We start from the raw sequence: 20,561 nt of genomic DNA on the forward strand, positions 1-20,561 counted from the left end.
GGACACTCCTTGGCAATTGGCGCATTGGAACGCTCGGACATACAGTTTTTCGATACCGTGTGTATATATGCGCGCTAATGGGTTATAAAATCTAAGTCTGAACATAGCAGGTCTGCGATGCGGCTCGGGCAACCGGGCCGTTTTTGCGGACGGGGGTAGCGCGAAAGGACTGCACATGCGTCAATTTAAGACCGAGAGCAAAAAACTGCTCGACCTCATGATCAACTCCATCTACACCAATAAGGAAATCTTCCTGCGCGAGCTTATCTCTAACGCGAGCGACGCCGTTGACAAGCTCAACTTTAAGAGCCTGCAGGATCCGAGCGTCAAGCTCGACCAGGGCGACTTGGCTATTCGCGTCTCCTTTGATAAAGATGCCCGCACCATTACCATCTCGGATAACGGCATTGGCATGACCGCCGAGGAGCTCGAGCGCAATCTGGGCACCATCGCCCATTCCGGCTCCGAGGAGTTTAAGACCGAGAACGCCGAGCAGCAGGGCTCCGATGTCGATATCATCGGTCAGTTTGGCGTGGGCTTCTACTCTGCCTTTATGGTTGCCAGCCATGTGAAGGTGGTCAGCCGCGCCTATGGCGAGGACACCGCTCACGTGTGGGAGTCTGATGGTCTTGAGGGTTACACCATCGAAGACGGCGAGCGCGCCGAGCACGGTACCGATGTCGTCCTGACGCTGCGCGAGAACGAGAAGCTCGACGCCGACGGCGAGGCCGAGACCTACGATCGCTTCCTGACCGAGTGGGGCCTCAAGAGCCTGATTCAGCAGTACAGCAACTATGTGCGTTACCCGATCCAGATGATGGTGTCCAAGAGCCGCCAGAAGCCCAAGCCCGAGGATGCTGGCGACGATTATAAGCCCGAGTACGAGGACTACCAGGAGCTCGAGACCGTCAACTCCATGACGCCGATCTGGAAAAAGCGCAGCCCCGACGTTGAGCAGAAGGATTACAACGAGTTCTACAAGTCCACGTTCCACGACTTTGACGATCCGGCACGCACTATCAGCTTCCATGCCGAGGGTACGCTCGAGTACGACGCCCTGCTGTTTGTGCCGGGCCGCGCCCCGTTCGATCTGTACAGCAAGGACTACGAGAAGGGCCTGGCGCTCTACAGCTCCAACGTGCTGATTATGGAGAAGTGCGACGACCTGCTGCCCGACTACTACAACTTTGTCCGTGGCGTTGTGGATTCTGCCGACGTGTCGCTCAACATCTCGCGTGAGACACTGCAGCAGAACCGTCAACTCAAGGCCATCGCCAAGCGTGTCGAGAAGAAGATCACCGCCGACCTTGAGGATATGCGCGACAACGACCGCGAGGCCTACGAGAAGTTCTTCGAAAACTTTGGCCGCGGTCTTAAGTACGGCATCTACTCGAGCTATGGCATGAAGGCCGATGAGCTCGCCGACCTGTTGCTGTTCTGGTCTGCCAAGGAACAGAAGATGATTACCCTGGCCGAGTATGCCAAGGGCATGCCCGAGGATCAGAAGGCCATCTACTACGCCGCCGGCGACTCGCGTGAGCGCTTGGCCAAGATGCCCGTGGTAAAGGGCGTGCTCGACCGCGGCTATGACGTGCTGCTGCTGACGCAGGATGTGGACGAGTTCACGTTCCAGGCCATGCGTGAGTACGTGGCGCGCGATATGCCCAAGATCTATGAGGACGATGCTGCTCGCGAGGCTGCCGAGAAGGCCGTTGCCGACGGTGCCGAGCCCGAGGTCGAGGATCGTCACCTGGAGCTCAAGAACGTCGCTACCGGCGATCTTGACTTGGCAACCGAGGATGAGAAGAAGGAGGCCGAGGACGCTACCAAGGAGAACGAGGACCTCTTTGGCGCTATGAAGGAGGCACTCGGCGACAAGGTCGAGAAGGTTGCCGTTTCTGCGCGCCTGACCGATGCCCCCGCGTGCATCACCACCGAGGGCCCGCTTTCGCTCGAGATGGAGAAGGTGCTCCAGAAGGGTCCCGAGGGCGCGCCCGACGGCATGCCCAAGAGCCAGCGCGTGCTCGAGCTCAACGCCAAGCACCCGGTCTTTGCCAAGCTCGTTGCTGCTCAGAAGGCAGGCGATGCCGACAAGATCAAGCAGTACTCCGGTCTGCTCTACGATCAGGCCCTGCTGGTCGAGGGCATTCTGCCCGAGGACCCCGTGGCCTTCGCCGCAGCTGTCTGCGACCTGATGTAACTTAGTTACGCCGTTCTACCGAACGGCGTAACGGCTCGACGCTGCCCTTCGTTCCGCCGTTCTAACGAACGGCGGACCAGCCGACGCTGCGCGGGCACCAGAGCGACAACTTGTCATTCAAAGAGGACGGCATGACCAGAAGGTCTATGCCGTCCTCTTTTCATGCCAATTTGTTCGCTCTGGTGCTCGCTCGCTGGCATTACCAAAACATCGGCGGTCCAATAATGATCCCTTGGGGACGGAGGAAAAAGCGGTCATTGGGGACGTTTTTGTTTGACTAGTCGTTTAAGAACGTCCCCAATGACTAGTTGGGTTGCTAATTTGTGCGGGTTGTGGTTTTGTGACCTGCTGAAATTAAAGATACTGTACAACTGTACGTTAACTCATCTTCGTAGTATATTGCTACCCGCAAAACTCAATACCATTGTGCATCGAGACGTTAAAACGCCTTCGTACAATGGTTATCGATAGTACGATTCGATTCAACGACAGGATGGATGGTCCAAGCGTGAGTCTCGGCAGCAAACTATCCGATGCAAAGGTTTCCTTTGCAATCTTTAAACGCGACATCAAGCGATTGATCGTGAACCCCGTCGCCCTGGTGGTTACCCTGGGCGTGTGCGTCATTCCCTCGCTGTATGCCTGGTACAACATCATTGCCAACTGGGATCCGTACGGAAATACCCAAGGCATTAAAATCGCCATCGCCAACAACGATCAGGGCACCCAGAACGACCTAGTGGGCGAGCTCAACGCAGGCGATAAGGTGGTCGACCAGCTCAAGAAGAACGACCAGCTTGGCTGGACCTTCGTCGACTCGGCGGCAGATGCCAAAGAGGGCGTCGAAAGTGGCGAATACTATGCTGCCATCGTGATTCCCAAGAACTTCTCTGACAATCTCGTCTCGATGCTCGACGGCAATTACCATCAGCCGAAGCTCACCTATTACGTCAACGAGAAAAAGAGCGCCATTGCGCCCAAGGTTACCGATACCGGTGCCAACACCATCGAGGAGCAGATAAACTCGGAATTTGTCTCTACGGTGGGCGAGACCGTTGCCGGCATTGCCAAAGATGCCGGAGTCGATCTAAAGGACAAGGCAACCCAGACGCAGGATTCGCTGGCAAGCTCGGTGTCCGAGGCATCCGATACCTTGGGCGAGGTACGCGATTCCATCGGCGACATGAACACCGCCATCGACAAGACGAGCAGCTCGATTGCTTCGGCCGATGCTGCGCTGGCGGGCCTGCAGGGACAGGCGCCTTCGCTAACGCAGGCAATCGCTCAGGGTAATGATCTGCTGGTCGAAGCTCGTACCACGGCTGGCAAGTCCATCACCTCGCTCTCCAAGGCACTTTCGGAGGGCAGCCTTGCGCTAACCAAGACGTCGGCTTCTGCGAATGTTGCCATCGGCAAGTTGACGGGCACGGTCACATCTACGACCACCCGCATCTACAACTCGCTCGAGTCTCTCCAGGCAACGATCGATCACAACACCGCAGTTATCGGCCACCTGCAGATTCTTGCCGGCGATACCTCGACGGGATCGGACCAGATCGACGCACTGATCGCCTCGACGATCGATACGCTCAAGAAGCAGAACGACCAGCTGCAGAGTATCAAGAACAGTCTGTCCGCGCAGTCGAGCGCCATGGCAAATGATGCCGCGGCTGTCTCGGGTGCCAGCGACGCTATCAATAACGCAATTCAGACCGGGGCGACCAACCTTGGCCAGGCCCAGGCAGATCTGGGTCAAAACGCGCTGCCGAAGGCTTCGAGCGCGCTTGACTCCTTTGCCGCCGTTTCGGGCGATTTGACCGGCATTGTGTCGGGTATGACCCCCACGATAGCGAGCGCGCGCGGCACGCTGGCGCAGCTCGACGCCACGCTCAAGCAGGCAAAGACCACGCTGTCCCAAACCGACGCCTCCCTTGCCAAGGTTCAGGACAAGCTCGCGACCGCCGCCAATGACATTGCGGCGCTGCAGGCCTCCGAGTCTATGGGCGACCTGGCAGACCTGATGGGCGTCGACGTCGATGACGTTGCCGACTTTATGGCATCTCCGGTTGAGTTGACGTCCAAGTCGATCTATCCGGTCAAGAGCTTTGGTTCGGGCATCGCCCCCTTCTACACTAATCTGGCGCTTTGGGTGGGCGGCTACGTGCTCATCGCCATCTACAAGCTCGAGGTCGACCGCGAAGGCATCGGCAGCTTTACCGCGCGTCAGGGCTACTTTGGTCGCTGGCTACTGATGGTGATCCTGGGCGCGTTGCAGGCCATCATCGTTACGGTGGGTGATCTGGTCATTGGCGTACAGTGCGTTAACCCGCTGCTGTTCGTGCTGGGCGGCATTGCCATCTCGTTTACGTACGTCAACATCATTTACGCGCTGTCCACTACGTTTAAGCACATCGGCAAGGCAATCGGCGTCATTCTGGTTATCGTGCAGATTCCGGGTTCGTCGGGCATGTATCCCATCGAGATGATGCCCGGCTTCTTCCAGTGGCTGCACCCGCTGCTGCCCTTTACCTACGGCATCAATCTGCTGCGTGAGACGGTCGGCGGCATGTACTCGTTCAACTACCTGTTTAACCTGTGCATTCTAGGCGTGTTCTTGATCGTGGCGCTCTTTATCGGCCTGCAACTGCGTCCGTTGCTGCTTAATCTCAACCTGCTCTTCGATAAGCAGCTTTCCACGACGGGTCTGATGATCTGCGAGTCCAATGACCTGCCTCGCCAGCGCTACTCGCTGCGCACGGCCATGCGCGTCATGCTCGATTCCGATTCGTACCGTCGCGAACTGCTCGATCATGCGGTCGCCTTTGAACATCGCTACCCGTACTACATCAAGGGCGGTTTCGCCGCTGTAGTCGGCGTGCAGGTGCTGCTCTTCGTTCTGTCGACGGTTCTCGATATCGACAACAATGGCAAGATCATTCTGCTGGTCATCTGGATTATCTCGGTCATTGCCATCTGCGGCTGGCTCATCAACATCGAGTACATCCGCGCGAGCCTCAACACCCAGATGCGCATCTCGGCGCTTTCGGATGAGGACCTGCGCCGCGAGATGCGCGAGCACACGGCCGCCATTCCGGCCGCTCGTCACATGTTCGGCTTGAATGCGAGCGAGCAGGGGTCTGAACCCAAGACTCAGCCTGTCAGCCAATGTGGTCATCGCGATGCGGTCCATGTGCCCGAGAACGGGGATGACACGTTTGTGATGAATGAAAATAACGCCCCGCTCGGCAAGCACTCCAAAGGAGGTGAGGCATAAATGAAGAACATCCTGCATCTGTTTAAGCGCGATGTCCAAAACGTGTCTCGCTCCGTAATCGGCTTGGTTGTCGTGATGGGCCTCGTTATCGTACCGTGCCTGTACGCGTGGTTTAATATCGCCGGCAGCTGGGATCCGTACGGCAACACCGGCAATCTTAAGATCGCCGTGGTCAACACCGATGAGGGTTACGAGAGCGATCTGATCCCCGTCGAGGTCAACGTGGGCGAAAACGTGACCGCCACCCTGCGCGGCAACGAGAGCTTCGATTGGGTTGTACTCAACAATCGAGAAAAGGCCATCGAGGGCGTCAAATCGGGCGCATACTATGCGGCTGTCGTTATCCCTAAGACGTTTAGCGCCGACATGATGACGCTTTTCTCGACCGAGGTGAAGCACGCCGATATCGAGTTCTACGAGAACCAGAAGGCCAACGCCATCGCACAGATCGTGACTGAAAAGGGCTCGAGCGCCGTCCAGAGTCAGGTCAACGAGACCTTTACCAAGACCATCACGACCATCGGCCTTAAGACCGTGTCCAGCCTGCTCGACTATATGAGCACCGATCAGGTGAGCAACTTTATCGCCAATCTTTCCTCTACGCTGGGCGATTCGGTCGAGGACCTGCAGGACGTTCAGGCCAATGCTTCGTCGCTGGCGGGCATTTTGAGCTCGACCTCCGATTCGTTGACGTCGGCGAGCGGTATGCTCCAGCAGACGGGTAAGGTCGATGAATCTACCAAGCAGTTGATGGAGCACGCCGAGAGCGGCATTAGTGATTCCAAGGAAGCACTCAAGGCCGCCAACGACGCCATCAACGCCGCGATTGACGGAAGTGCGGGCTCGTTTGACAACGTGTCCGCCGAGCTTGCGAAGGCATTCGATGCCGCGAACCAGCATGTCAACGTTACGGTGACCCAGCTCAACGAAGCCGCGTCGGCACTCGAATCGCGTGCCAAGGAAATCGACGACACGGCCGACCAGCTCCGCAGCTTTGCCGATCAGGTGAGTGACGAAAAGCTCCGGGACAGCCTCAAGTCTGTGGCTACATCGCTGGGCAGGATCGCGACGGAGTATCGTAACAATGCCAACGACCTGAGGGCAACCGCAAAGTCCCTTTCCGACAGCATGGCAGAGGTCAACAGCACACGTGCCGAGGTCGACCAGGCCATCGCCGATGCCAAGGCGGGCATCTCGGGCGCTAAGTCTGACTACGATTCCACGTTCTCGGTCAAGGCCAAGGAGCTCAAGAAAACTATTTCGGGCGTGTTGGATTCACTCGACGGCATCTCGGGCGACCTGGATAGCGCTGTTGCCGGCCTGACCGACGCATCCGGTTCGCTGGCAAAGGGCCTCTCCAAGGCCGCAAAGCTGGTCAACAAGGCTTCCGATCAGCTGGGCGAGGCGTCGGACAAGATCAGCGCGTTCAAGGACGAGCTCGACGGCGCCCTGATGTCGGGTGACCTGGCGACGATCAAGACGATGATCGGCAACGACCCCGAGGGCCTGGCCGTGTCGCTTTCCGGCCCCGTCGCGCTCGACCGCAAGCCGGTCTATCCGATTCGCAATTACGGCTCTGCCATGGCGCCGTTCTACACGATTCTGTCGCTCTGGGTCGGCTCGATCGTACTGGCGGCCATGATGAAGGTCTCGGTCGACGACGAGCTCATCAACGAGCTGATCCCCGTGCGCCTGCACGAGATCTATCTGGGCCGTTACCTGTTCTTTGGCGGTTTGGCCCTGCTGCAGGCAACGCTCGTGTGCGCGGGCGACATTCTGTTCTTTGGCATTCAGTGCGACAACCCGCTGCAGTTTGTGCTGGCGGGCTGGGTCGCGAGTCTCGTGTTCTCCAATATCGTCTACACGCTTACGGTTTCGTTTGGCGATATCGGCAAGGCGCTCGCTGTCGTGCTGTTGGTCATGCAGGTCGGCGGTTCGGGCGGCACGTTCCCCATCGAGATGACCGGCCCCGTGTTCCAGGCGATCTATCCGTTCCTGCCGTTTACTCACGGCATCAACGCTATGCATGCCGCCATGGCTGGCGCCTACCATATGGAGTACTGGGTTGAGCTGGGTATTCTGGCGAGCTATCTGATTCCGTCGCTGGCCCTGGGCGTCGTCTTCCGCCGTCCGGTCATCAAAGCCAACGACTGGATTATCGAAAAGCTGGAATCAACAAAGCTTATCTAGTACAGCAACGTTAACGCCGATGCAGCGTGAATGCGGCTCGCGCAGCGTCGGCCGGTCCGCCGTTCGGTAGAACGGCGGAACAAAACGCTTTATTATGCTGGATTGCGATGCAACGCTGGTTGTTGCTACAGTAGCGGGGCGTACCGGGGGTCCGGTGCGCCCCGTTTTTATTTGACCATGAGGCGGCACGCGGTCACGCGCGTGCGGACACCACGCCCAGACTGAGCGCGAGGATGCCCTATGGCCCAGAATGCCGTTGATGAAATCGAAAACATGCCCGATAGCCCTGTCGCACGGGAGGACCTGGGCGCCGGCGGCACCTCCCGTGGCGCCGGAGCGCGTTCTCCGTTCTTCTGGAAGGCCTTGCTGTTTTCGGTGGCGGTCATCTGGGGCTATTCCTTTACCACCATGAAAGATGCGCTCGATACCGTTCCGGTGTTCGAGCTGGTCTACGTTCGCTTTCTCCCGGCATCACTGGTTATGTTTGCCATTTTCCACAAACGAATCATCGCGCACTTTAATGCTCGCAACCTTATCGTCGGGCTTGGTATGGGCGCACTTATGTGGGGCGCGTACGGTTTGCAGACGATTGGCCTGGCACAGACCACGGCGGGCAAGAGTGCATTTTTGACGGGTACCTATTGCATCCTCGTGCCGTTTGCGAGCTATGTCCTGGGCGGAGAAAAGCTTACCCGTTACAACTTGGGCGCCGCATTGCTGTGCCTGGCGGGCATTGGCCTGGTGGCACTCGATAGCGTCGAGTTCAATGCCGGAGATGTCATCACGTTGGGCGGCGCGGTCTTCTTTGCTATCCAGATGGCGGTGACCGCCAAGTATGGCCGCAAGATGGATATCAACGTCATCACGTTTTGGATGTTTGTGGGCAATGGCGTTTTGAGCTTAATCACGTCGCTACTATTCGAGACTCAGGCGCCTCTGTCCGTGTGGACGCCGAGCTTTATCGGCGTGGTGGCCTTTCTCTCGGTGGGTTGTACGTGCGTGGCCCTGCTCGTCCAAAACGTCGGTCTGGCGCATGTCCCCGCCTCGACGGGCTCGCTGCTTCTTTCGATGGAGTCCCCCTCGGGCGTGCTGTTCTCGGTGCTGCTGATGGGGGAGGCGCTCACCTCGCGCCTGCTTGCCGGCTTTGCGCTCATCTTTTTGTCGATTATCTTGAGCGAGACGCATTTCGATTTCTTGCGCCGAAAATCTCGCCCGCAATTGTAAACAACTTGTTGCGCCGCCCTTCCAGGGCGGCATTTTTTGTGTCATGCCCTTACAGTTGTGCCTTGCACTTTATGCTGTCAAAGTGCGTGCTGCAAAAACGTTACTGGAGGGCATCTATGGCACCAGCTCTGTCCGATCTTCAACCGCAACCAGCGCCTCAGGCTACCACAGCGGCGCAGACCGCTATCGACGATGGCCTGGTCAAAGAAGCCCAGGCATTTGCCGGTGAGCTTGCCGCATGGCGCCACGATCTCCATCAGATGCCCGAGCTCGGTAACAATCTTCCGCAGACGTCTGCCTATATCCAGGCACGTCTGGACGAGATGGACATTCCCTATACCACGCTTGTCGACGGCTCCTGTGTTGTTGGCCTGATCGGTGCCGGTGCGGCCGCGGCTGCTCAGGGTAATGGTGCGTGCGCGGACGGGCAGTCCGGTACGGTTATCATGCTTCGCGGCGACATGGATGCCCTGCCCGTTGCCGAGGAATCGGGCGAGCCTTTCGCTTCCACCAACGGCTGCATGCACGCTTGTGGCCACGATATGCACGCGACGGCGCTGCTTGGTGCGGCGCGCCTGCTCAAGGCCCGCGAGGCAGAGCTTGTTGATGCCAACGCCACGGTTAAGTTGCTGTTCCAGCCGGGCGAGGAGACCTTTGAGGGCGCCCGTGCTGCCATCGCCGATGGCCTGCTGCAGAACCCGCGTCCTCAGGCGGCCTTTGCCATGCACGTTAACAGCCAGTCGCCGCTTGGCCTGGTGCTCTATGGCAGCCCTGCACTTTCGGGTGTATACGGTTTTCGCATCACGCTCCAGGGCAAGGGTGGTCACGGCTCGAGCCCCGAGATTTGCATCGACCCCATCACGGCGGGCGTGCATGTGCACCTGGCGCTCCAGGAGCTTATCTCCCGCGAGGTGCCGGCGGCCAAGGAGGTCGCACTTACCGTGGGTAAGTTCGCCGGCGGTCAGGCTGCCAACGTCATCCCAGATACCTGCGTGCTGGAAGGCACGCTGCGCGGCTTCGACGTTGAGCTCATAGAGCACCTCAAGACCCGCATCGCCGAGGTCGTCAACGGCGTTGCCGCAACATATCGTACGCCGGCGACTATCGAGACACTCTCGGATGTTCCCCCGCTCGTACTCGACAGCGATATGACTCAGGCGTCGCTTGGTTACGTGGGCGCAGTGCTGCCCAAGGCCGCCTTCTTGCCGCTGTTCCATGCCATGGCGAGTGAGGACTTCGCGCTTATCTCGAGCGAGATCCCAAGTGCGTACTTTACGGTGGGCGCGGCCGTAACCGACACGGACGAGCATTTTGCCCAGCATCATCCCAAGGCGCGCTTTAACGATGCCGAGCTTCCCCTCGGCGCCGCGGCTTATGCCGCCGTCGCTCTCGGATACATTGCGGACCACAAGGAGTAATCCATGTCTCAGCAACGTAAATTCTTCCCTGGCTGGCTCGTGGTGGCCTCCGGCTTTGTGATCATGGCCACGTGCTACACAATTTTCGTCAACTGCATGAGCCTGTTCCAGCCGCTCATCGTCAGCGACCTGGGCATTTCCCTTGCGCAGTACACCATCTCCAACGCCCACGATCGCCGCGTCCAAGCAGTCTGGCATGGCCGACCTCGGCAAGGTCACGGGCACCATTACCTCGCTCGAGATGGTCGGCGGCACCGTAGGCGCTATCGTCTCGGGTGTGCTGTTCGATGCCACGGGCTCCTTTGCGAGCACCTGGATCGTGTGCCTGGTGTGTTCTGTGGTCATGCTCGTATTCCTGCTGGCCTCGGAGCCTATCGCCGCCAAGCTGCGCGCAAGCGTGGCGGGGGAGTAGACGTCCGTCGTTCTTTTCTGTTCGCCCCGTTCTGCCCGTGGCTGCCTTGGAAGCCGAATGGAAGCTCGTACCATCATTCGCTTTCCAAGGCGGCTACGGGCCTACGAAATGATCCCTTTTCCTCCGTCCCCAAGGGATCACGTGACCCGAAGGGGACGGAGGAAAAGGGATCACAAACAGCGACGGCGCGTCTGGCCGAACGAGCCCCCATACCCTCGTTCGGCCAGACGCGCCGTCGCTGTTTGCGTTTGTGCCGTATAATGACCGTTACCTATGACGCGATACAAAAGAAAGGTGTTTGCCCATGCAGGCACAGAAGGCGGAGGGAACCCGCGACCTTATCGGCGCCGAGATGCGCGCCTGGCAAAAGATGCAGCAGATTGCGGCCGGCGTGTTCGAGCCGTTTGGTTTTAAACCCATCGAGACGCCCGCGATCGAGCAGGTGGATGTGTTTGTCCACGGTATCGGCCAGTCGACCGACGTCGTGCGCAAGGAGATGTTCCGCGTGTTCAGCGGTGCCAACCTGGAGCGCGTCTTTACCGAGGGCACCGACACCAAACTCAAGCCCAAGCAGCGCCTGGCACTTCGCCCCGAGGGCACGGCCGGCGTGGTGCGCGCCGTCGTCGAGAACAATCTGGTGCCCCAGGGCTCCACGCCGTTTAAGGCGTACTACGCCGAGGCCATGTTCCGTGGCGAGCGTCCCCAGAAGGGCCGCCTGCGCCAGTTCCACCAGGTGGGCATCGAGTGGCTCGGCGCTCCCGATCCGGCGGCAGACGCCGAGTGCATCATCATGCTCATGGAGTTCTACAAGCGCCTGGGCTTCGATCTTTCCAAGCTTCGTCTGCTTATCAACTCGATGGGTGACGCCCAGTGCCGTCCGGCTTACCGCGAGCAGGTTAAGCAGTTCATCCTCGATCACGCCGACGAGATGTGCGATGAGTGCCGTGAGCGCGCCGAGCTCAACCCGCTGCGTGCCTTCGACTGCAAGAACGACCATTGCCGCGAGATCATGGCCGAGGCCCCGCTGATGGGTGACAACCTGTGCGACGAGTGCCGCGAGCACTACGAGCAGGTCAAGCGCTATCTGGATGCCGCCGGTATCGAGTATGTCGAGGATCCCACCTTGGTGCGCGGCCTGGACTACTACACCCGTACCGTCTTTGAGGTCGAGGCTCCTGGCGCCGGCGTCGGCTCCATCGGCGGCGGCGGCCGCTACGACGGCCTGGTCGAGCTCGAGGGCGGCAAGCCTACGGCCGGCGTCGGCTTCGCCGTCGGTTTTGAGCGCGCCCTGCTGGCCTTGCAGGCCTTTGGCAGCGACCTGGGTGCCGATGAGGCCCCGTGCGTTTATGTCGCCAACGCCGGCAAGGAGCTGCGCCAGAACGTCTTTGCCATTACGCAGGAGCTTCGCGCCGCAGGCATCGTGACCGAGGCCGACTATCAGGGCCGTTCGCTCAAGGCCCAGTTTAAGCAGGCCGATAAGGTGGGCGCCAAGCTCATCCTGGTCCTGGGCGGCGACGAGCTTGCCGCCGGCAAGGTCAAGGTGCGCGACATGCAGAGTCACGACGAGGTTCTCGTCGATTTGGCCAACGTGGTCGAGGCGGTTCGCGAGCGCCTGTAGCGCATGTTTTTTGAGCTGCGGGCCTGCTAACGTGCCCTGCTCATGGAGAGCGATTGTTACGGGGGTGTTTCGCATTTATGCGGAATGCCCCCGTTTGTGTATGCCGTCCACCGAGAAATACGACCATTTAGGGCAAAAACCCTTGCAATGCAGAAAATACTTTTGTGTGGTAAAGCGCAATCAGTGTCGAAAGTATTTCTCAAGCGCCTATAATGAATACCGCATGTTACGTGCATAGAAGGAGGAATGGGAGGAAACGTGGCTGAGAACCTAAGCAACCAGTCTGTACCCGAAGCCGCGGCGCGCGTCGCTGCCGTGGTCAACCGCCTCGTTAACCGAATCGGCTCGAATGCCGAGTCCAGGGAGCGTCTCGCCGAGATCGAGATCCCCGAGGAGCTGCGCGACAATCTGGCGTTGTTCCTACGCCTGGAGCGTCGTGTGCTTAGCGAGTATGATCCCGAGATCGCGGACCTGTTCGACAAAATCCTGTCGGCCGAGATTGTGGCCAATGCCGGCAACCCCGGTACCCGCGCTGCCGACGAGGCCGTCGACGAGCAGGGCGTGCCCACCGCCGACGAGCCCACCGCCGTGGCGTTTCGCGAGGTCGTCGATCTGATCGACAGTCTGCCGCTCGATAAGCAGCAGGTCATCGTTCGCGCCTTTACGAGCTTCTTCCACTTGGCAAACCTGTCGGAGGAGAACTACCGTGTGGCGCAGCTGCGCGAGCGCGAGGCCGGTGCGTCGACCGATACCGAGGTCGATCCCGCCAACGAGCTCACCGTCGCCTATCACCAGCTGGTGAATGAGCTGGGCGTCGAGGGCGCCAACGAGCTGCTCGGCAAGCTTGAGTTCCATCCCGTCTTTACCGCGCATCCCACCGAGGCCCGTCGCAAGGCCGTCGAGGGCAAGATTCGCCGTATCTCCAACCTGCTGGAGGAGCGTCCGCGTCTGGGCGGCTCCGACCTGGTGGAGAACGAGCGCCATATGCTGCAGGAGATCGACGCCCTGGTGCGTACGAGCCCCATCGCGCTCAAGAAGCCCACGCCGGTCGAGGAAGCCGATACCATCATCGACATCTTCGATAACACGCTGTTCGACGTCATCCCCGTCATCTATCGTCGCTTTGACGACTGGGTGCTGGGCGACAAAGCCGGTACCGTGCCGCCGCTGTGCCCGGCGTTCTTCCATCCCGGCAGCTGGATTGGTTCCGACCGCGACGGTAACCCCAACGTCACCGCCAAGGTGAGCCGTGAGGTCGCCGCCAAGTACTTCACCCACATGGTGCTCAAGCTCGAGGACAAGTGCCGCCGCATCGGCCGCAACCTCACGCTCGAGGCCACCTACAGCAAGCCGTCTGCCGAGCTCATCAACCTGTGGAACCATCAGGTCGAGATGAGCGCCCAGTACACCGCACGTGCTGAACTGATCTCCGAGCACGAGCCGCATCGCGCCGTCATGCTCGTCATGGCCGACCGTCTGAACGCCACCGTGCGTCGCATCACCGACACCATGTACCACAGCGCCGATGAGTTCCTGGAGGACCTGCGCGTCGTCCAGCGCTCGCTGGCCGCTTGCGGTGCCGTCCGTGCTGCCTACGGTCCGGTCCAGACCATCATCTGGCAGGTCGAGTCCTTCGGCTTCCATATGGTCGAGATGGAGTTCCGTCAGCACTCCGTGGTGCACGCCCGCGCCCTCAAGGATATCCACGAGAACGGTATCCATGGCGACCTGCAGCCCATGACGCGCGAGGTCATCGATACCTTCCGCGCTATCGGCTCCATCCAGAAGCGCTACGGCAAGAAGATGGCGCATCGCTACATCATCTCGTTCACCAAGAGCGCCCAGCATGTGGCCGACGTCTTTGAGCTTGCCCACCTGTCCTTTGCACACGAGGAGGATGTCCCCGAGCTCGACGTGATCCCGCTGTTCGAGCAGCTCGAGGACCTCGAGGGCTGTGTTGACGTGCTCGATCAGATGCTCACGCTGCCCGTGGTGCAAAAGCGCCTTGCCCAGACCAACCGCCGCATGGAGGTCATGCTGGGCTATTCCGACTCCTCCAAGGATGCCGGTCCTACCACGGCCATGCTCGCGCTGCACTCCGCGCAGGAGCGCATCGCCAAGTGGGCCGAGAAGAACGATATCGACCTGGTGCTCATGCACGGTCGCGGCGGTGCCGTGGGCCGTGGCGGCGGCCCGGCCAACAAGGCCGTGCTGGCGCAGCCCAAGGGTTCGGTCAACTGCTTCTTTAAGCTCACCGAGCAGGGCGAAGTCATCTTTGCCCGTTACGGCAACCGCACGCTGGCTCAGCGCCATGTTGAGTCCGTTGCTGCCGCAACGCTTTTGCAGTCGGCCCCGAGTGTCGAGAAGACCAACACCGAGACCACGCAGAAGTTCTGGAATATGGCCGAGAAACTCAACGCAGTAAGCCATGAGCGCTATCTTGACCTGCTGAACACCGAGGACTTTACACCGTGGTTCTCGACCGTGACGCCGCTGACCGAGGTCGGTCTGCTGCCGATCGGCTCGCGTCCCGCCAAGCGCGGCTTGGGTGCCAAGTCGCTTGACGACCTGCGTACCATTCCGTGGATCTTTAGCTGGAGCCAGGCGCGCATCAATCTGGCCGCTTGGTACGGCCTGGGCACCGCCTGCGAGCAGCTGGGCGACCTTGACCAGCTTAAGGCTGCCTACCAGGAGTGGCCGTTCTTCCGCACCTTTATCGACAACATCGAGATGTCGATCGCCAAGACCGACCAGCGCATCGCCAAGATGTATCTGCACCTGGGCGATCGCCGGGATCTGTCCGAGAAGGTCTTTACCGAGATGCAGCTCACCCGTAAGTGGGTCCTTGCCATCGTCGGTGACGAGTGGCCGCTGCAGCGTCGTCGCGTGCTCGGCTGCGCCGTTCGCGTGCGCAACCCCTATGTTGATGCCCTGTCCATCGCCCAGGTCCGCGCCCTTCGCGAGGTGCGTATGAACCAGGACGAGATGGCCGAGGAGAAGAAGGCCGAGTACATGAGCCTGATTCTTTCGACTGTGACCGGCGTCTCGGCAGGACTCCAAAACACGGGGTAATCGATAGCCCTGTAGTCGTCCGGGCCCGCCATTAGTTTACTTTTAGGCACGTCCTCGGACATGCAAGAAGCCCTCGCTGCGCACTTCGTGCGGCGAGGGCTTCTCGCGTCCTGCGGAGTGTGCCTAAAAGTAAACTAATGGCGGGCCCTACGATGTCCGGTCTTCGGCGGATTACTGCTGGGGAAAAGATAGCGCGCTTCGCGCACTTTGATGGGGTTTCGTGCTGCGGAATGCATTCAGAGGGAAACCCATCGGGTCCCTTCGTCCTCGGTCTTCGGGGATTACAGCTGAGGGGAGAATGGCGCGCTTCGCGCGTTTTGGATGGGGTCTATCCTGGTGGCGCATTTGGCGCTTCTCGCCTTACGACTGTTCCGGCCGCGGTCCTTTTTGGGATCGAGGCCGTTTTGTTGTAGGTCAAATATGAACGTTGTGTTAATGAGTCGGTGGACGGTGGTGTTTATCGGTGAACGGCGTATCCTTCCAACGGTTTGACTAGTGTGTCAGTTGAAAGGAAGAGGGCGCTCGTCAATGTTTGAATGTGAACTGCCGTTTGACCACAAGACGTTGCATCTGGAGCTCGAGGACAAGAACTTCGCGGGTGTGATGGAAGGTCATCAAAACGAGTTTAAGACTACGAAATCGCAGGAAAAACTGGTAGAGGAGTCGCTTGCCAACCCTTATGGCTCACCTTCGCTCGAGGAGCTTTGTGCTGGTAAAAAGAACATCGTCATCATCAGCTCCGACCATACGCGTCCCGTTCCCTCGCGTGCGACGATGCCTATTCTGCTGCATCACATTCATGCCGCTGCGCCCGAGGCTCGTGTGCGTATTTTGGTTGCTACGGGTATGCACCGTCCGTCGACGCACGAGGAGCTCGTCAACAAGTATGGCGAGGACATCGTTGCCAACGAGGAAATCGTTATGCATGTCGCAACCGACGACAGCATGATGAAGAAGATCGGCACCCTGCCTTCTGGTGGCGAGTGCATCATCAACAAGATCGCTGCCGATTGCGACCTGCTTCTTGCCGAGGGCTTCATTGAGCCGCACTTCTTTGCCGGCTTCTCTGGCAGCCGAAAGTCTGTCCTGCCCGGCATCGCCAGCTATAAGACCATCATGTACAACCACAACGGTCAGTTTGTGAACGACTCCCATTCGCGTGCCGGCAACCTGTGCCACAACCACGTGAGCGAGGATATGTTCGCCGCTGCCGAGATGGCTCACCTTGCCTTTGTGCTTAACGTGGTGCTCAACGGCAAGCACGAGATCATTGGCTCCTTTGCCGGTGACATCCACAAGGCACACGAGGCTGGCTGCGAGTTCGTGAAGAGCCTTGCCGGCGTTGAGCCCGTCGAGTGCGAGATTGCCATCACCACCAACGGTGGTTACCCGCTCGACCAGAACATCTACCAGGCCGTGAAGGGCATGTGCGCTGCCGAGGCCACGCTTCCCGAGGGCGGCGTGATCATCGATGTCGCCGGCTGCGCCGACGGTCACGGCGGCGAGGGCTTCTATCACAACATCGCCGACAACGATCCGGCGGAGTTTGAGCGTGCCTGCATCGATCGCCCCAAGGACGAGACTCTGCCCGATCAGTGGACGAGCCAGATTTTTGCTCGCATCCTGGCACATCACCCTGTGATCATGGTTACCGACCTGTGCGACCACCAGATGCTCAAGGATATGCACATGACGCCGGTTAACACCCTCGAGGAGGCGCTCAAGCTCGCCTTTGAGATGAAGGGTGCCGACGCCAAGGTCGCCGTCATCCCCGATGGCCTGGGTGTTGTCGTCGCCCAGCACTAGTGCGCGGCTTAAACGAATCGTTTGTAACCAATAAGAAAGATAAGGTTTTATGCTTACCAAACTCCTCTGCGAATTCGGCGCGACGGCCCTCATGATCGTCTTTGGCGTGGGCGTGCACTGCGATACCGTGCTCAAAGGCACCAAGTATCAGGGCTCTGGCCATATGTTTGCCATCACCACTTGGTCTTTTGGCATCTCGGTCTGCCTGTTTGTCTTTGGCGGCGCCGTGTGCATGAACCCCGCTATGGTGCTTGCCCAGTGCATCGTCGGTCTGGTGCCGTGGGGCAACTGCATCCCCTTCATGCTTGCCGATATGCTCGGCGGCTTTGTGGGTGCTGTGATCGCTTGGTTTATGTATGCCGATGAGTTCAAGGCTTCCGAAGGCGTCGTCGATCCCATTGCTCAGCGCAACATCTTCTCGACCAACCCCACCACCGAGGGTACGAACTATGCCCGCAACTTCTTCTGCGAGGCCATCTGCACCTTTGTGTTCATTAGCGCCATCCTTGCTGCTGCTAGCCGTGCTGGTGAGGACGTTCTGATGCTCGCTATCTGCGTCGGCCTGATCGTTTGGGCCGTTGGCATGGGCATGGGCGGCATCACCGGCTTCGCCATGAACCAGGCACGTGACCTTGGTCCTCGCATGGCCTATCAGTTGCTGCCGATTAAGAACAAGGCTGACAACAACTGGAAGTATGGCCTGCTTGTTCCTGGCATCGCTCCGTTTGTCGGTGCTGCTGTGGCCGCGCTGTTTGTGCATGGTTTCTTGGGCATGTTCTAGCCCAAGGCTACATAGTTGTCCGCTGGCCGCATGGGGCAACTTCCCAGCGCGTCCTCGGACATGCAAAAAGGCTCGCTGCGCACTTCGTGCGGCGAGCCTTTTTGCGTCCTGCGGAATGCGCTGGGAAGTTGCCCCATGCGGCCAGCTGCGGGATCTTAGTCGCGTTGGAACAAGCAACCCAACATATATATCTGAATTTGGATGGGAGGGGCTTATTGCTGATAAGGGCGTTGGGCTGATGTTGGCGCTTTGGGATGGGTTGTGCTTTTGGTTGGGCGGGGCATTGGGATGAGGGTTCTGTCTAGCCGAAGAGGGGCTTGATGGCTGATAGGTAGTCTTTGGCTACGTCCTCTTTTGGGGCTTCGAAGTTGTGCCAGGCCCACCATTGGACCATTCCTACGAAGCTTGAGGCTATGTGGTGCAGTAGGAAGCTTCGGTCCATGGCGGCGGCGGGGCCGTTTGGGTCGGTGGGGACGGTTTCGGCTGCTCGTGACATGATGGTCTTGCGTAAGCAGTCGGCGAAGACGCGTGAGCCGGCGCCGGCTACGAGGGCTCGTACGCCCTGGCGGCGCTCCCAGAGGTTGTTGAGGATATGCTCGACTTGTACGAGCGGATCATCGAGCGGTGTGCCATCGTCGTCGAGGGCGTGGGTGCAGATGTCGCTCACGAGTTCGGACAGTAGGTCATCCTTGCTCTTGAAGAGGCCGTAGAATGTCGCGCGGCCTACGTGAGCGCGCGCGATGATGTCGCCGACGGTGATCTTGCCGTAGTCCTCCTCGCGAAGGAGCTCGGAAAACGCCGTGACAATAGCGGCGCGGCTTTTGGTTTTGCGGGCATCCATGGCTATGCATCCACATGAACAAGCAGGCAACGGAGCGTGCCGGAGCAGCCCTCGTAGGGGCGCTTACCGGCGCCGTAGCCGACGGCCTCGATGCGGTAGCGGGCCGGCAGGTGCTCGGACGTGCGCAGTGCGGCGACGATGGCGGCACCCGTGGGCGTCACGAGCTCGCCGGCGACCGGTGCGGGCGTGAGGGCGATATTGCCCGCCTGGCACAGGTTGACGACAGCGGGGACGGGAATGGGCATGAGACCGTGGGCACAGCGGATGGTACCGTGACCCTCAGAGAGCGACTCGACCACGATGTCCTCAATACCCAGGTCATCGAGGCAGATGGCGACAGAGCAGACGTCGACGATGGAGTCGACGGCGCCCACCTCGTGGAACTTGACGGTCTCGGGCGTTTTGCCGTGGGCCTTGGCCTCGGCGGCGGCGAGCGCGGTAAAGATGGCGAGCGCGCGACGCTTGGCGCCATCGCTTAGCTGCGAGCCATCGATGATGGCGGTGACGTCAGCCAAAGAACGGTGGTGATGGTGGTGGGCGTGATGGTGGCCCTCGTGGTCGTGGTCATGCTCGTGGCAGTGCTCGTGTTCGTGCTCGCCATGATCATAATGGTGGTGCTCATGCTCGTGCGTGTGCTCGGCAGCTGCTTCGTTGCCGTAGAGCCAGGCCATATCGTGATCGTGGTTCTCGAGCTCCTCTGCAAGCTGGACGTCGAAATCGCAGGCGTCGATGCCATGCTTGTTTACGCGCGTCACGGCGATCGTAAAGCCGTCGACCGGCAGCGTGGCGAGCTGTTCGCGCAGGTGCTCCTCGCTGGCGCCCAGGTCGAGCAGAGCCGCGACGGTCATATCGCCGCTGATGCCCGAGGTTCCGTCGATGATAAGCGTGTGCTGGTGGTTGGACATGGAATGCTCCTTAGCGGGCGCAGGGCGTGCCGGCGCTCAGATGATTGATAAGACTTGCCTGATAGGCGGCGCCAAAGCCGTTGTCGATATTGACGACCGAGACGCCGCTGGCGCAGGAGTTGAGCATGGCGAGCAGCGCGGCCACGCCACCAAAGTTCGCGCCGTAGCCCACGCTGGTGGGAACGGCGATGACCGGGCAACTCACCAGGCCGCCGATGACGCTTGCCAGGGCGCCTTCCATGCCGGCGATGGCGATGACCACCTGCGCCTGGGCAAGTTCCTCAGCATGAGCGAGCAGGCGGTGCAAGCCGGCGACACCTACGTCGTAGAGGCGATCGACTTCATTGCCGTAGAACTCGGCCGTCAGTGCCGCCTCTTCGGCGACGGGCAGGTCGCTCGTACCGGCGCAGGCGACGACGATGCGTCCGTTGCCGGTGGGGGAGGGCTTGCCGCCTACGAGGGCGAGCTGTGCGTCCGGGACATATCCCAGGTCGATGCCGTTGCCGAGAAATTCCGAGGTACGGGCGGCCTTTTTGGCGTCCAAGCGCGTGACCAGGATGCGCTCCTGGCCTGCATCGCGCAGCGCTTCGATAATGGCGGCAATCTGCCCGGCGGTTTTACCGGCGCCGTAGATAACCTCGCCGGCTCCCTGGCGTACCCCGCGTGAAAGATCGAGCTGCGCAAAACCCAGATCGGCGGTCGGAGCCGTCTGGATGCGCGTGAGGGCGTCGGCAGGGGTGACTGCCCCGCCGGCAACATCGCTCAGCAATTGCTCAAGATCTCGCTTATCCATATATATGTTCCCTTCGACGGCGCAAAG

The 20,561-nt window shown here is 59.8% G+C and carries 13 protein-coding genes; 10 read left to right on the forward strand and 3 right to left on the reverse strand.

Annotated features, from left to right (window positions below; genetic code table 11):
- The first annotated feature begins 175 nt into the window (after positions 1-175).
- The 10 genes from htpG to larD all read left to right on the forward strand — a co-directional run bounded on the left by htpG (position 176) and on the right by larD (position 17,995).
- On the forward strand, positions 176-2,200 hold the full coding sequence (gene htpG, locus DXD94_RS06575) for a molecular chaperone HtpG (RefSeq protein ID WP_117763583.1): 2,025 nt from the start codon (positions 176-178) through the stop codon (positions 2,198-2,200).
- Positions 2,201-2,708: 508 nt separating this feature from the next.
- Positions 2,709-5,474 carry a YhgE/Pip domain-containing protein gene (locus DXD94_RS06580; protein ID WP_233540336.1) on the forward strand — a complete coding sequence of 922 codons (2,766 nt, stop codon included), beginning with the start codon at positions 2,709-2,711 and terminating at the stop codon, positions 5,472-5,474.
- Entirely contained in the window at positions 5,475-7,664 is a 2,190-nt protein-coding gene (locus DXD94_RS06585) for a YhgE/Pip domain-containing protein (protein WP_117763584.1), read from the forward strand. It begins immediately after the preceding gene.
- 240 nt (positions 7,665-7,904) lie between these two features.
- Positions 7,905-8,888: a DMT family transporter gene (locus tag DXD94_RS06590; protein WP_117734685.1), complete on the forward strand. Its 984-nt coding sequence runs from the start codon at positions 7,905-7,907 to the stop codon at positions 8,886-8,888.
- A 116-nt stretch (positions 8,889-9,004) separates the two neighbouring features.
- Positions 9,005-10,306: a M20 family metallopeptidase gene (locus DXD94_RS06595; RefSeq protein ID WP_199568406.1), complete on the forward strand. Its 1,302-nt coding sequence runs from the start codon at positions 9,005-9,007 to the stop codon at positions 10,304-10,306.
- 196 nt (positions 10,307-10,502) lie between these two features.
- Positions 10,503-10,718: a hypothetical protein gene (locus tag DXD94_RS06600; RefSeq protein ID WP_117734683.1), complete on the forward strand. Its 216-nt coding sequence runs from the start codon at positions 10,503-10,505 to the stop codon at positions 10,716-10,718.
- 304 nt (positions 10,719-11,022) lie between these two features.
- Positions 11,023-12,336 carry a histidine--tRNA ligase gene (gene hisS, locus DXD94_RS06605; protein ID WP_117763585.1) on the forward strand — a complete coding sequence of 438 codons (1,314 nt, stop codon included), beginning with the start codon at positions 11,023-11,025 and terminating at the stop codon, positions 12,334-12,336.
- Between the two features lie 258 nt (positions 12,337-12,594).
- Entirely contained in the window at positions 12,595-15,408 is a 2,814-nt protein-coding gene (locus DXD94_RS06610; protein ID WP_370448124.1) for a phosphoenolpyruvate carboxylase, read from the forward strand.
- A gap of 528 nt (positions 15,409-15,936) precedes the next feature.
- Complete coding sequence (gene larA / locus DXD94_RS06615) at positions 15,937-17,214, forward strand: nickel-dependent lactate racemase (protein WP_117763587.1); 1,278 nt, start codon at positions 15,937-15,939, stop codon at positions 17,212-17,214.
- Positions 17,215-17,263: 49 nt separating this feature from the next.
- Entirely contained in the window at positions 17,264-17,995 is a 732-nt protein-coding gene (gene larD / locus DXD94_RS06620) for a D/L-lactic acid transporter LarD (RefSeq protein ID WP_117763588.1), read from the forward strand.
- A gap of 301 nt (positions 17,996-18,296) precedes the next feature.
- On the opposite strand, the gene DXD94_RS06625 is transcribed toward larD, so the two are convergent.
- Genes DXD94_RS06625 through larB form a run of 3 tightly spaced genes read right to left on the reverse strand, consistent with a single transcriptional unit; the run spans position 18,297 to position 20,534 of the window.
- A complete protein-coding gene (locus DXD94_RS06625) occupies positions 18,297-18,836 on the reverse strand; it encodes a TetR/AcrR family transcriptional regulator (protein ID WP_117763589.1) in 540 nt (179 codons plus the stop codon).
- Positions 18,837-18,838: 2 nt separating this feature from the next.
- On the reverse strand, positions 18,839-19,741 hold the full coding sequence (locus DXD94_RS06630) for a LarC family nickel insertion protein (RefSeq protein WP_117763590.1): 903 nt from the start codon (positions 19,739-19,741) through the stop codon (positions 18,839-18,841).
- Between the two features lie 10 nt (positions 19,742-19,751).
- Positions 19,752-20,534, reverse strand: coding sequence for a nickel pincer cofactor biosynthesis protein LarB (gene larB, locus DXD94_RS06635; protein WP_117734675.1), 783 nt, complete (start codon positions 20,532-20,534; stop codon positions 19,752-19,754).
- Between the last annotated feature and the right edge of the window lie 27 nt (positions 20,535-20,561).

The sequence above is a fragment of the Collinsella sp. TM10-22 genome (genome assembly GCF_003466125.1).
In the GTDB taxonomy this organism is placed as follows: domain Bacteria; phylum Actinomycetota; class Coriobacteriia; order Coriobacteriales; family Coriobacteriaceae; genus Collinsella.